The sequence below is a fragment of the Corynebacterium axilliensis genome, from assembly GCF_046097495.1.
Classification (GTDB): Bacteria; Actinomycetota; Actinomycetes; order Mycobacteriales; family Mycobacteriaceae; genus Corynebacterium.
In genome coordinates this window covers 1-13,427 of the sequence record NZ_CP175768.1, presented here as the reverse complement: position 1 = coordinate 13,427, position 13,427 = coordinate 1, and the positions used below count along the sequence as shown (strand labels likewise).

General features: G+C 58.6%; 9 protein-coding genes and 3 rRNA genes. 5 read left to right on the top strand and 7 right to left on the bottom strand.

Going from position 1 to position 13,427, the window contains the following annotated elements; genetic code table 11:
* Position 1 precedes the first annotated feature (1 nt).
* Together ACKFR8_RS00145 and ACKFR8_RS00140 are read left to right on the top strand one after the other, a co-directional pair.
* Positions 2–640 (top strand): DUF3239 domain-containing protein, encoded by a 639-nt coding sequence (locus tag ACKFR8_RS00145; RefSeq protein ID WP_408930240.1) that lies wholly within the window; start codon positions 2–4, stop codon positions 638–640.
* Positions 641–1,771 (top strand): aminotransferase class I/II-fold pyridoxal phosphate-dependent enzyme, encoded by a 1,131-nt coding sequence (locus ACKFR8_RS00140; RefSeq protein ID WP_408930239.1) that lies wholly within the window; start codon positions 641–643, stop codon positions 1,769–1,771.
* 69 nt (positions 1,772–1,840) lie between these two features.
* Here ACKFR8_RS00140 and ACKFR8_RS00135 read toward each other — a convergent pair whose 3' ends face one another.
* A complete protein-coding gene (locus tag ACKFR8_RS00135) occupies positions 1,841–2,368 on the bottom strand; it encodes a CPBP family intramembrane glutamic endopeptidase (RefSeq protein WP_408930238.1) in 528 nt (175 codons plus the stop codon).
* Positions 2,369–2,540: 172 nt separating this feature from the next.
* Here ACKFR8_RS00135 and ACKFR8_RS00130 point away from each other — a divergent pair, with 172 nt between their 5' ends.
* Positions 2,541–3,626, top strand: a complete 1,086-nt coding sequence (locus ACKFR8_RS00130; protein WP_408930237.1) for an IS110 family transposase — start codon at positions 2,541–2,543, stop codon at positions 3,624–3,626.
* Between the two features lie 162 nt (positions 3,627–3,788).
* Here the strand turns inward: ACKFR8_RS00130 and ACKFR8_RS00125 are convergent, their stop codons facing one another.
* On the bottom strand, positions 3,789–4,640 hold the full coding sequence (locus ACKFR8_RS00125) for a trypsin-like serine protease (protein WP_049147424.1): 852 nt from the start codon (positions 4,638–4,640) through the stop codon (positions 3,789–3,791).
* Entirely contained in the window at positions 4,621–5,460 is an 840-nt protein-coding gene (locus tag ACKFR8_RS00120; RefSeq protein ID WP_049147422.1) for a hypothetical protein, read from the bottom strand. Before ACKFR8_RS00120 ends, ACKFR8_RS00125 begins: the two co-directional genes overlap by 20 nt.
* Before the next feature lie 83 nt (positions 5,461–5,543).
* Here ACKFR8_RS00120 and ACKFR8_RS00115 point away from each other — a divergent pair, with 83 nt between their 5' ends.
* Together ACKFR8_RS00115 and ACKFR8_RS00110 are read left to right on the top strand one after the other, a co-directional pair.
* Positions 5,544–6,212: a response regulator transcription factor gene (locus tag ACKFR8_RS00115; RefSeq protein WP_193391061.1), complete on the top strand. Its 669-nt coding sequence runs from the start codon at positions 5,544–5,546 to the stop codon at positions 6,210–6,212.
* Complete coding sequence (locus ACKFR8_RS00110) at positions 6,209–7,240, top strand: sensor histidine kinase (RefSeq protein ID WP_046095285.1); 1,032 nt, start codon at positions 6,209–6,211, stop codon at positions 7,238–7,240. Before ACKFR8_RS00115 ends, ACKFR8_RS00110 begins: the two co-directional genes overlap by 4 nt.
* Here ACKFR8_RS00110 and aac(3)-XI read toward each other — a convergent pair.
* The 4 genes from aac(3)-XI to ACKFR8_RS00090 all read right to left on the bottom strand — a co-directional run bounded on the left by aac(3)-XI (position 7,237) and on the right by ACKFR8_RS00090 (position 13,101).
* A complete protein-coding gene (gene aac(3)-XI, locus ACKFR8_RS00105; RefSeq protein WP_408930236.1) occupies positions 7,237–7,683 on the bottom strand; it encodes an aminoglycoside N-acetyltransferase AAC(3)-XI in 447 nt (148 codons plus the stop codon). The genes ACKFR8_RS00110 and aac(3)-XI overlap by 4 nt on opposite strands.
* An 86-nt stretch (positions 7,684–7,769) precedes the next feature.
* Positions 7,770–7,887, bottom strand: a 5S ribosomal RNA gene (gene rrf, locus ACKFR8_RS00100).
* Between the two features lie 125 nt (positions 7,888–8,012).
* A 23S ribosomal RNA gene (locus ACKFR8_RS00095) occupies positions 8,013–11,083 on the bottom strand.
* 498 nt (positions 11,084–11,581) lie between these two features.
* A 16S ribosomal RNA gene (locus tag ACKFR8_RS00090) occupies positions 11,582–13,101 on the bottom strand.
* Together the 16S, 23S and 5S rRNA genes form the textbook arrangement of a ribosomal RNA operon.
* Positions 13,102–13,427 lie beyond the last annotated feature (326 nt).

The window sequence follows — 13,427 nt, the reverse complement described above, 5'->3', positions numbered from 1 at the left end:
AATGAAGATTTTCAAGTTTGATGTCCACGAGGACTTTGCCAAGCAGAACAACGAGCTCCTGCGGGATTCCTCCCGCCTGCGCAACTCCGGCCTCATCATGGGACTGCTGCTCATCATCGGCGGCATTGCGCTCTACTTCGGTATCGACGCCACCTGGCGCATCACCGTAGGCCTGGGCATGGTCCTCTTTGGTATTTTCTGTGCCGTCATTGGCGTGCTGGCCTCCCGCCAGGTGGGCTCGGCGCAAAAGCTCTATGACTCCTACCCTCTCGCCCCCGCGGTGGTAGCGGAGGTCAATGAGCGTGACATGGTGCTTCTCGCCTTGGTAAACACCAACGTGGACCCCAAGCTCCCACCGCGCTGGGGCGCGTGTCTGCGCACCGTCAGCAACATTCCCGGCATCAAGCGCACGGTTGGCACGAAGGTGCCGGTTGCCGCAGTCTCTGGCCAGCGCAGCTCCAGCGACAAAGAACACTGGCAGCAGATTACTCCCATGCCGATTGCCTGGGGCACGCCGGACGCAGAGACCGTGGCTATGGCCCGCAAGTCCATCCCGGAGGACCAGTGGCAGCGCCTGGAGCGCGCCCGCAAGCGCCTGTCCGATGTAAAGGCCACCAAGTACGATTTGCTGGTGCTCTAAATGACTGGTCAACGGCTGCAGGAATTCGGCGAGACCATCTTCGCCACCATGACCGCGCTCGCCGTGGAGAATGACGCGGTGAACTTGGGCCAGGGTTTCCCCGATAGCGACGGCCCGCAGCGCATGCTGGAGATCGCGCAGGAGAACATTGCCGGCGGCAACAACCAGTACGCTCCTCTGCGCGGGGTTCCGGAGCTGGTCAGCGCTATCGCCGACACGTATTCCGTACCCCAGGACCACGTCGTGGTCACCGCGGGTGCCACCGAGGCCATCACCGCCACCGTCCTAGGCCTGGTGGAGCCAGGCCAGGAGGTCATCGTCCTCGAGCCTTACTACGACGCGTACATCGCTGCCGTCGCGCTTGCCGACGCCTCCCGGGTCCCCGTCCCCCTAAAAGCATCCGGCAACAGCTGGGACATCGACGTCGACGCCGTGCGCGCGGCCGTCACGGACCAGACCGCCATGGTCATCATCAATACCCCGCATAACCCGACCGGTTCGGTCTTTTCCCGCGAGGCGCTCACCGAGCTCGCCGAGCTCTGCGTGGAGAAGGATCTCCTCGTCTTGGCCGATGAAGTCTATGAAAACCTGACCTTCGCCGATGCCGAACACGTCAGCATCGCCTCCCTGCCGGGCATGCGCCAGCGCACCGTGACGATCTCTTCCGCCGCCAAGTCTTTCAACTGCACCGGGTGGAAGACCGGCTGGGCCATTGCAGAGCCTAAGCTTCTCGACGGTGTCATTAAGGCCAAGCAATTCAACACCTTCGTCTCCACCACGCCTTTCCAGCCGGCTGTGGCCCACGCCCTCCACTACGAGAGGGACTGGCTCACCGGAATGGTCTCCGAGCTAGAAGAATGCCGCACCATTCTGGTGGAAGGACTCACGCAGCTCGGTTTCCACGTTCACGACACCGGCGGCACCTACTACGTCGTCGCAGACGTCTCCTCCACCGGACTGAGCAGCGTGGAGTACTGCATGCAGCTGCCCGCAACAAGCGGCGTGGCAGCCATTCCACTCGCCGCCTTCACGGACAACCCCGAACCGTGGAAAAACAAGGTGCGCTTCGCCTTCTGCAAGCGCCCTGAGGTCATCCGCGAGGCAGTCCGTCGCTTGACTTGCGAGGACTAGCCCCCGCGAGGCAGACCTGTGCGCCCAGTGCCGGAACAACCGGCCTGAGCAGCGCCCGCATTCGTTGAATTAACCCGCCAGCAGTCCAATCCCTGTGTTAAGGGCAGCATGTAGGACTGAGCACTCAATGACGCTACCCGAACGATATCTCACCACGCCCAGTATCCAGCCGCCGAGGAACTGAACGGGAAGTATCGGCCACAGATGCACATCAATACTCAGTAGCACGAGGTGAGGAACGAGAAAAAGAGCGGCCTGAAGAGTGTTCCCAACCCATAGTCCCCAGCGTCGAAGAAACAAGCCGCCGAGGAATCCTCGGAAGAAAATCTCTTCGCCTACGGCTCTCAGAATCGCGGCACCACTTACCCCATGGACGAGAACGACACCTGGGAGCGTCAGACTAGCTGTCGACACGAGACGGATACCGAGATAACCAGTTCCTAGCAGCACAGGGAACAAAACGAGGCTTAGCCCTGCCGCTTGCCAGCTTCCCCATCGCCACCCCACATGTGCAAGGGCGCGGGACACCCCAAGTGACTTGCGCCGGAAAAAAATATAGAGCGCTGAGGGACAGAGGAATAAAAGAAATTCAATCATGTTTCTATTCCTTTACCGTGAATGGGCGAGACGGCGTGGACATAAAGTTCTCGCAACCCCCATTGTAAGATTCGTATGTGAACACGACGGCCCAACAGCGGTGGGGTAAGTCATACTGCTCCGGGAGCTTAGAACCAAGAGCCGACTTCAGCGTTAGGAGTATTGGTGGGTAGTGAGGTGGAAAACGTGGAAAGCCGATGACGCTTCGGTTCTTGTCATTGTCGATCAACCCAACAACATCGGCCGGTTAACCGTCGCAGTCGCCCAAGACATGGGGGCCGACGTTCGCTATCTACCGGGGCTTGCGATGCGGCAGCTCTCTCGCATCCACGTCGGCAACTCCAAGACCGATGTGCGCGACGCCTACGTCATCGCCCATGCCGGTCTTAAACTTCCGGATGCCTTGCGCAGCGTCGACCGCGTTGAGGAAGTCTTTATCCAGCTGAAAGTGCTCAACGGTATTGACGAAGATCTCGCCCGGGCCTACACACGCCTGATTAACCAGATGCGATCCGCGCTCGTGGGAACCTATCCTGAATTCGAACATGTTCTGCGCGGACAGGTGATTCATCGCAAGTGGATCCTCCACCTACTTGCGAAATACGGTGGCCCCACCAAGATTCGACGCGTCGGTAGAGCACGTCTGGCAGCCTTTGCGCGCAGTCACAGGGCGCGCAATCCTGAGCCTGTCATCGATGCCATGCTTGCTGCCATCCACGGGCAGACCGTGTCCATTGCCGGGGCAGAATACGCCGAACTTGGCGTAGCAATGTCCGCCAAAGATGCATTGGCCAAACTCGAGCATCGTAAAGAAATCGAGGCACAGGTACTCAAGCTCATCCAGGACATTCCTCACACCGAGATTCTTTTATCCATGCCCGGCATCGGTCCGCGTAGCGCCGCGCAGATCCTCATGACCGTTGGCGATATGTCCGACTTCCCCGATGCAGCGCACCTAGCGTCCTATGCAGGCCTATCACCGCGGACGAATCAGTCGGGAACGTCCATCATGTCGAATTCGCCCAACCGGGCTGGCAACAAAAAATTAAAGAACGCCCTATGGCAATCGTCTTTTGCATCGATCAGATTCCACGAGCGTTCCCGACAATTCTATGAACGAAAACGCAAAGAAGGCAAAAGACACAACGCCGCAGTTGTCGCACTCGCACGCCGACGCCTAAACGTTCTCTTCGCCATGATGCGTAGCGGCGAGCTCTACCGAGACATCTCCACAGTCCAAGAGGTCACAGCAGCTTAGAACCAACAGCTCCCATCCAAGCCGATTGAGCAGCAAGCCCAATCGGCTCCTCGAGATGCCCGAAAACAACATTCACACGGCGAAGCAGAAGCCCTTCATACCCCCAACAACCTCACCCACGGAGTTGACAACCTATATAGGAACACCCCCTCAACACAAAGCCTAGTTGGAGCGGCGGCGCAGCAGCACCAGGAACCCAGCAACGACGAGGGCCAAAACGCCCAGGCCGATCGCGACGTTGCGCCAGGAAGCCGATGGCTCAGCCTCAGCTTCCGGAGAAGCGTCCGCGGAAGAATCCGCACCCTCACCACCGACGACGCCTCGGATCCACTCGGCCTGCTCGGCAACCGGCGCCACCGCGACGGCGGCATTAGAGGTCATTTCCTCCTCCGTCGGGTTGTCCGGGTCCTCGAAGAGTCCAGCCGACATGATGCCGGCGACCTTGCCGTCGGCGAAGATAGCGCCGCCGGAGTCGCCCGGCTGGATACGGGCGCCGTTCTTGAGGGCGACCTCGAGGGCGGTTGGGGCGTCGAAAAGGGCGAGCGGGGAATCGCCGCGGACCTCGGCCTCGGCGGAGGGCAGCTCGGTGGAGCCTCCCGAGCCGTCGGAGGACCAGCCGTAGATGTTCACAGCGCCGGCGGGGACCTCGTCTGCAACCTCGGCGAACGTATCTAGCTGCATTTCCTCTTCGGTGTGGAGCAGGGCGATGTCGCCGCGCGGGGCAACCTCGTGGCGGTCCACCTTGTAGACGCGCTGGTCGTCTCCCTGGCCGGTGCGCACCGAGCCGCCCGGCTTGGCGGCGGCCTCGACGCAGTGGCGGGCGGTGATGACCCAGTGGGGGTCGATGGCGGTGCCGGTGCAGACGCCGTCGTCGGGATCGGAGTCGTCGACACGCACGGAGACCACGGGCTTGGCTTCGTCGACGTCGCCGGCGAAGGTGGTGCTTTCCATCGCCCATGCGGGCTGGGCGACGAGGGCGCCTGCGACGGCGAGGCTAGCTGCGAGCTTTTTCACGATTGTTCTCCTTCACTACCGCGGTGATGCGGCGAATTACAGTTTCAAGCGGCCCGCGCTGAAATATCGCGAGCCATACGTAAGCGATCACGATGGCGCCGCCCACGGTCACCCAAACGTTGAGCCACTCGGCGGTGAGCACGTGGATGCAGTACAGAGTCAGCGGCATCCGGCCCAGCGGGGCGAGCCATCCGAGCCAGCGTTGCGCCAGGCAGCACAGGGCGCAGATGCTTATCGACGCCCCCACGCTGCCCACAACGTCCATGAGTCCTCCGGTGTGGCCGGTGGCGTCGAGAAGCGGTGGCAACGGTGTGGTCCAGCGCAGCGCCACATCCAGGGCGAACAGCGCCCCGCCGACCACGAGGCCGGGCCACAACGGCATGTAGCGTTTGAACAGGATGCCGGCGATCATGAGCGTGGCCCACATCATGGGCGGGTACGGCCAGGACGACGGCGCGAGCACCGCCGAGCCAAAAGTGAGGGCGCACGCGAGCCACAGCAACAGTGGTGTGTCCCAGCGTGGCGCCCAGGCGAGCAGCGCCATGCAGACCCCGATGGTGCCGAGCACCACCACGATCGACCCCGAAAATGGGGCGAGCGCGAAGTGCAGGGCGATCAGAAGGATGCCGCGCACGATGAACTCGGCGGGCTGGGCGCGCATGTACCCCATTGAGACACCGGCGATGAAGGCGAACAGTGCGGCCGGGAAGCCGAACAGCACCTGTGCAGTGATGCCCTCTTGGACGGTGAGGTGCGCGACCATCATGGCGACGAGTGCCACCGCGCGGGCGGCGTCGATTCCTACGTTTCGGGTCTGCATGGCTGTGGAAGTTACGCAGCCAGATGTTGCGGTGACGTTAACGTGGGCGCAACACCCCCGCCGATACGATCGGGCTCATGACAATTCGGGTACTTGTGATCGACGACGAAGCCTATCTCGCCGACGCCATCGCCACCGCACTCAACAACGCAAACATGCAGGCTAGTGCCGTGTATGACGGCTTGGAGGCGCGTTCGCGTATCGACGACACCCGCCCCGACGTCGTCGTGCTCGACCGGGACCTGCCGGGGTTGCATGGTGATGAGGTGTGCAGGTGGGTCGTCGATACGCATCCCGCGACCCGGGTGATCATGCTGACCGCGTCCGGCTCCCTGGACGACAGGCTGGAAGGCTTCGGGCTCGGCGCCGACGATTATCTGCCCAAACCGTTCGAGGTGCCGGAGTTAATCGCGCGGGTTAATGCGTTGGCGAAGCGCAACGCCCCGGCGCGCGGCGAGGTGTATCGCTGCGGGGATGTGCGCCTAGACACCTTTCGGCGCGAGGTCACCCGTGGTGGCGAGACGGTGCCACTGAGCCCGAAGGAGTTCGCTGTGCTCGAGGTACTCATGGAGGCCGACGGCGGGGTGATCTCTGCCGAGGACCTGCTCGCGGAGGCGTGGGACGAAAACGCGGACCCGTTCACCAACTCCCCGCGCGTGACGGTGTCGCACCTGCGCAAGAAGCTAGGCGAACCGCGCATCGTGCACACCGTGGCCGGCGCCGGCTACTACGTGGCGGAGGAGGAACGATGAGGCTGAGTTTGCGGGCCCGCATTACGGTGATGTTCGTGGCCACGGTGCTTGGGATGGGGTTGGCTCTGATCGGGCTGGTGTATGCCTACCTGAAGCTCACCCCGGTGCCGGTAACGGCCACCTTCCCCACGGTGGAGGACGGTGTCATCATCGACGGTGCCGTGCCGATCACCAGCGAGATCCTGCGCCGCGTCCTCCTCGCCTCCCTGTCGGTACTTGCCCTGTTGACCCTGCTTGCGGGTGTGATCGGCTGGTTCGTGGCAGGCCTGGTGATCAAACCTCTTCGCGACATTGCCGACGACGCCGCCTCCGTCACCCGCGGCGACCTCTCAGCCCGCATCACCCACCATGGTCCCGACGACGAGGTCGGCGAACTCGCAGACGCGCTCAACGTCATGCTCGACGAATTGGCGGGCGCAGTGGAGCGCCAGCGCCGGTTCGCCTCCAACGCCTCCCATGAGTTGAAGACTCCGATCGCAACCATCCAGACCATGGCAGACGTGGCCCTGACCGGCGACGACGGCGGGCTGCGTCCCACGCTAACCCGCGTGCGCGAGGTCAACGCCCGCAGCGCCGACACCGTCGCCGCCCTACTCCAGCTGGCCAACGTGGACGTGCGCGACCGGCAGCGCCTCGACCTGGCAGAACTGTGCCGCGAGGTGTGCGCCGACCGCAACGTCCCCGCCGACGCCGTGCCCGTGACCGTGGACGCCTCCCCCACCCTGACCCGCCAGGCGGTGGACAACCTGGTGCGCAACGCACTCACCCACGGCAACAACCCCGCGCTCACCCTGCGCAAGGTGGGCAACTTCGCTGAGGTCACCGTGGAATCCGGCGGCGAGACCTACTCCGCGGCCGAGGTTGCAACCTGGACCGAACCATTCGCGCGCGCCGAACGCACCGCAGGTGCCGGCCACGGGCTCGGGCTGGCACTCGTCGATGCGATCGCGAACGCCCATGGCGGATCCCTGGTGCTTGCGCCGCGGGCCGGTGGTGGGCTCGTCGCAAAGCTATCGCTTCCGGCCTAAAGCTCCCGGATGTAGAGCAGCATGCGGGAGCCTTGCTCGATGTTGGTCAGGCCGTGGCGTTCGTAAAAGCGGCGCGCATCGGTGTCTACCTCGTCGACGTTGATTTGTAATTCGCCGGCGCTGTGCTTGCGGATCTCCTCGAAGACCCGCTGCAGCAGCGCCGTGCCGACCCCGCGATTGCGGTGGGCAGATGCGACGTAGAGCTCGTCGAGCATCGCCACCGGCCCGTCGTAATACGGGCTCGGGCGCAGGGTGACGTAGGCGAAACCAATATCGCCGGCGAGGAGAACGAAGGCGTCGTCGTGTGCGATGATCTGCGCAAACCGCTCCTCAAGGCCTTCGGGAACCGGGGTATCAAACTCTGTGTTGAAATCGCGCAATAGCTTTGCGACGACCCCCGCGTCCGCTACCTCCGCGACCCTGATCTCGTTGGTTGTAGTCATATGCGCACACCTTAACGGACCGTTGAAGCGGTGGTGCTTCAACGGTCCCCTTCTTGTTGTTGTCTATTGAGTTGTTTGTTGTTTGGTGTCGGCGGTTTCTTACTCTCCCACAACCTCCCGGTTGCAGTACCATCAGCGCGGGCAGGCTTAGCTTCCGGGTTCGGAATGGGTCCGGGCGTTTCCCTGCTGCTATTGGCCACCGACAAACTTCCAGGGCATTTTTCTGGCCGTGGGTGTTGTGTCAGATACTGTGTAGTGGACGCGAACACGGGCAGTGTGTGATTCACAATCGTGTTTGTGTTGTTAACACTTCCCTCTTGGGGGTAAGTGTGTGTTTGTTTTGGTCTATTAGTACCAGTCGCCTAAACACCTTGCGGTGCGTACAGTTCTGGCCTATCAACCCCATCGTCTTTGGGGGACCTTATAATGAAACCTCATCTTAAAACAGGCTTCCCGCTTAGATGCTTTCAGCGGTTATCCCTTCCGTACGTAGCCAACCAGCGATGCCCCTGGCGGAACAACTGGCACACTAGAGGTACGTCCGTCCCGGTCCTCTCGTACTAGGGACAGCCTTCTTCAAGTTTCAACGCGCGCGGCGGATAGAGACCGAACTGTCTCACGACGTTCTGAACCCAGCTCGCGTGCCGCTTTAATGGGCGAACAGCCCAACCCTTGGGACCTACTCCAGCCCCAGGATGCGACGAGCCGACATCGAGGTGCCAAACCATCCCGTCGATATGGACTCTTGGGGAAGATCAGCCTGTTATCCCCGGGGTACCTTTTATCCGTTGAGCGACACCACATCCACAAGTAGGTGCCGGATCACTAGTCCCGACTTTCGTCCCTGTTCGACATGTCTGTCTCACAGTCAAGCTCCCTTGTGCACTTACACTCGCCACCTGATTGCCAACCAGGCTGAGGGAACCTTTGGGCGCCTCCGTTACATTTTGGGAGGCAACCGCCCCAGTTAAACTACCCACCAGGCACTGTCCCCAACCCAGATCATGGGCCAAGGTTAGATGCTCAATCCGATCAGAGTGGTATTTCAACAACGACTCCACACACACTAGCGTGCATGCTTCGAAGTCTCCCACCTATCCTACACAAACCGAACCAAACACCAATACCAAGCTATAGTGAAGGTCCCGGGGTCTTTTCGTCCTGCCGCGCGTAACGAGCATCTTTACTCGTAGTGCAATTTCACCGGGCCTGTGGTTGAGACAGCAGGGAAGTCGTTACGCCATTCGTGCAGGTCGGAACTTACCCGACAAGGAATTTCGCTACCTTAGGATGGTTATAGTTACCACCGCCGTTTACTGGGGCTTAAATTCTCAGCTTCGCCACCAAAAGGTGACTAACCGGTCCTCTTAACCTTCCAGCACCGGGCAGGCGTCAGTCCATATACATCAACTTAACGTCTTCGCATGGACCTGTGTTTTTGATAAACAGTCGCTTCCCTCTATTCTCTGCGACCCCACAACCCCAACCTAGTGCAAGACTAGGAAAAGTCGTGTGGTCCCCCTTCTCCCGAAGTTACGGGGGCATTTTGCCGAGTTCCTTAACCACAGTTCACCCGAACGCCTTAGTATTTTCAACCTGACTACCTGTGTCGGTTTCGGGTACGGGCCATACATCCACATCGCTAGAGGCTTTTCTCGACAGTACTAGATCACCAACTTCACCCTCTATCGGGCTACGCATCACGCCTCAGGCTACACGGTATGCGGATTTACCTACACACCACCTCACACGCTTACACCAACAATCCACTAAGCGGCATGGCTACTACACTGTGTCACCCCATCACTTGAACCACACATCAGGCCCCACGACATCAACAACCAACGTGTTCAAAGAACACATCAGTCGTATCCGCGGTGGTTAGTATCAGTGCTTTATCATGGGCGCGGACATACGGGTACCAGAATATCAACTGGTTATCCATCGACTACGCCTGTCGGCCTCGCCTTAGGTCCCGACTCACCCTGGGAAGACGAACTTGACCCAGGAACCCTTAGTCATCCGGCGGGAAGGATTCTCACCTTCCAATTCGTTACTCATGCCTGCATTCTCACTCGCACACACTCCACGCCCCCTCACGGTAACGCTTCAACACATGCACGACGCTCCCCTACCCAATATTAAATATTGCCGCGGCTTCGGCGGTGTGCTTGAGCCCCACTACATTGTCGGCGCAGGACCACTCGACCAGTGAGCTATTACGCACTCTTTCAAGGATGGCTGCTTCTAAGCCAACCTCCTGGCTGTCTTCGCGATCCCACATCCTTTTCCACTTAGCACACCCTTAGGGGCCTTAACCGGCGATCTGGGCTGTTTCCCTCTCGACTATGAAGCTTATCCCCCACAGTCTCACTGCCGCACAACACAATTGATGGCATTCGGAGTTTGGCTGACATTGCTAAGATTGTAGTCCCGCTCAACCAACCAGTAGCTCTACCTCCACCAAGCTAATGCGACGCTGCACCTAAATGCATTTCGGGGAGAACCAGCTATCACGGAGTTTGATTGGCCTTTCACCCCTACCCACAGCTCATCCCCGCAGTTTTCAACCTACGTGGGTTCGCGCCTCCACAACCTCTTACAGCTGCTTCACACTGGCCATGGGTAAATCACCCCGCTTCGGGTCCAGGACATGCCACTCAACACCCCATTAGGATTCGGTTTCCCTACGGCTACCCCACACGGGTTAACCTCGCGACATGCCGCTGACTCGCAGGCTCATTCTTCAAAAGGCACGCCATCACACTAAAAAAAGTGCTCTGACGGATTGTAAGCACACGGTTTCAGGAACTATTTCACTCCCCTCCCGGGGTACTTTTCACCATTCCCTCACGGTACTAATACACTATCGGTCACACTGAGTATTTAGGCTTACCGGGTGGTCCCGGCAGATTCACAGCAGATTCCACGAGCCCGCTGCTACTCGGGCAACCCAACAACCTATATGCTGAAGTCTTCAACTACGGGACTATCACCCTCTTTGGCAGGCGTTTCCACACCACTTCACCTAACAACAACACACAAGCACGATGATGGTAGTCACCGCACGTTGGGGCCCACAACACCGCACACACAACCCCTACCAAGTATCACATGCACACGGTTTAGCCTCATCCACGTTCGTTCGCCACTACTAGCAGAATCATATTTATTTTCTCTTCCTACGGGTACTGAGATGTTTCACTTCCCCGCGTAAACCCCCACAACAGCTATGAATTCACTGAAGGGTAACACCCCATAACAGGTGCCAGGTTTCCCCATTCGGACATCCTCGGATCAACGCTCAATTGACAACTCCCCGAGGCTTAACGCAGCCTTTCACGTCCTTCATCGGCTCAGCATGCCAAGGCATCCACCATGCGCCCTAAATAACGAACACACAACCAACACAAACAACAACCACACAAACAGTGCGTCATCATTCATGCCGGCGTGAACTACACAAAACACAAAAGAACAGAAATCACACAAACCACACACCCACCACAACAACCAACCAACAAAGGCCAGCCACCAATGGTGATAACAGCATGCAGTTTAATGCTCGCGTCCACTATACAGTTCTCACACAACACCCCACACAGGCCAACAACCACCAATCACAAAGTGGTCATTACATCCGTGTGGGTTACAACCAGGGGATAATGCCCCAGACACCCAACAATGCACCAAGTACTCTAAACAAAGGCGTTGATTGGCAATTAATCAATTGATTGCTTCTGGTTAAGGCGTATCTCCACCCGATTAAACAAAAGTGGCAGCAGAACAATCGCCTACTCAACCACCACACAACCACCACAACAACAACAAAAAAGAAGAGTGAAGATAGTGATGATTGCTTCAAGCACCAACTGGTGCGAAAAATAATGCTCCTTAGAAAGGAGGTGATCCACCCGCACCTTCCGGTACGGGTACCTTGTTACGACTTCGTCCCAATCGCCGATCCCACCTTAGACAGCTCCCTAAACGAGTTTGAGCCACTGGCTTCGGGTGTTACCAACTTTCATGACGTGACGGGCGGTGTGTACAAGGCCCGGGAACGTATTCACCGCAGCATTGCTGATCTGCGATTACTAGCGACTCCGACTTCATGGGGTCGAGTTGCAGACCCCAATCCGAACTAAGGCCGGCTTTCAGCGATTCGCTCCACCTCACAGTGTCGCTGCGCGTTGTACCGACCATTGTAGCATGTGTGAAGCCCTGGACATAAGGGGCATGATGATTTGACGTCATCCCCACCTTCCTCCGAGTTAACCCCGGCAGTCTCTCATGAGTCCCCAACCAAAATGCTGGCAACATAAGACAAGGGTTGCGCTCGTTGCGGGACTTAACCCAACATCTCACGACACGAGCTGACGACAACCATGCACCACCTGTACACCAACCACAAGGGAAACTACATCTCTGCAGCGATCTGGTGTATGTCAAGCCCAGGTAAGGTTCTTCGCGTTGCATCGAATTAATCCACATGCTCCGCCGCTTGTGCGGGCCCCCGTCAATTCCTTTGAGTTTTAGCCTTGCGGCCGTACTCCCCAGGCGGGGCGCTTAATGCGTTAGCTACGGCACAGAAGACGTGGAAGCCCCCTACACCTAGCGCCCACCGTTTACGGCATGGACTACCAGGGTATCTAATCCTGTTCGCTACCCATGCTTTCGCTCCTCAGCGTCAGTTACTGCCCAGAGACCTGCCTTCGCCATCGGTGTTCCTCCTGATATCTGCGCATTTCACCGCTACACCAGGAATTCCAGTCTCCCCTACAGCACTCAAGTTATGCCCGTATCGCCTGCACGCCCGGAGTTAAGCCCCGGAATTTCACAGACGACGCGACAAACCACCTACGAGCTCTTTACGCCCAGTAATTCCGGACAACGCTCGCACCCTACGTATTACCGCGGCTGCTGGCACGTAGTTAGCCGGTGCTTCTTATACAGGTACCGTCACAAAAAGCTTCGTCCCTGTCGAAAGGAGTTTACAACCCGAAGGCCGTCATCCCCCACGCGGCGTCGCTGCATCAGGCTTCCGCCCATTGTGCAATATTCCCCACTGCTGCCTCCCGTAGGAGTCTGGGCCGTATCTCAGTCCCAATGTGGCCGTACACCCTCTCAGGCCGGCTACCCGTCGACGCCTTGGTAGGCCATTACCCCACCAACAAGCTGATAGGCCGCGAGCTCATCTTGCACCGAAAAAACTTTCCAACCACCACACTAAAGGCGGCTACTATCCGGTATTAGACCCAGTTTCCCAAGCTTATCCCAGAGTACAAGGCAGATCACCCACGTGTTACTCACCCGTTCGCCACTCGAGTACCCCTGCAAGCAGGAGCCTTTCCGTTCGACTTGCATGTGTTAAGCACGCCGCCAGCGTTCGTCCTGAGCCAGGATCAAACTCTCCACAAAAAAGGCCGTGAAAAGCCCAAACCTAACAAAAAAGAACAAACCAAACCGTGCACAGCACGGACTGGCAAATCCAAAAATTACATAAAGAAAAAATCCAACCAACCCCCAACCCGACGGGGCACAAACAGGGATTGGCCTAGTTAGAAGATTCTCAATCTACGCCCAAACAACTTATGTTATTTACAATGACGCCGCTTGAAAAAGCGCCATCCGGCATACACCAACCACGGCACACATACGATGTACCGCAGCCAGAACAATCAAAAACCAACCAACACAAAAAGTACATTGGCACACTATTGAGTTCTCACACATCATCCGCACAC

Bases quoted from the DNA above. Each gene is read 5' to 3' on its own strand.
- ACKFR8_RS00110 (WP_046095285.1), top strand. From the start codon at position 6,209: ATGAGGCTGAGTTTGCGGGCCCGCATTACGGTGATGTTCGTGGCCACG.
- ACKFR8_RS00135 (WP_408930238.1), bottom strand. From the start codon at position 2,368: ATGATTGAATTTCTTTTATTCCTCTGTCCCTCAGCGCTCTATATTTTT.
- ACKFR8_RS00145 (WP_408930240.1), top strand. From the start codon at position 2: ATGAAGATTTTCAAGTTTGATGTCCACGAGGACTTTGCCAAGCAGAAC.
- ACKFR8_RS00140 (WP_408930239.1), top strand. From the start codon at position 641: ATGACTGGTCAACGGCTGCAGGAATTCGGCGAGACCATCTTCGCCACC.
- ACKFR8_RS00120 (WP_049147422.1), bottom strand. From the start codon at position 5,460: ATGCAGACCCGAAACGTAGGAATCGACGCCGCCCGCGCGGTGGCACTC.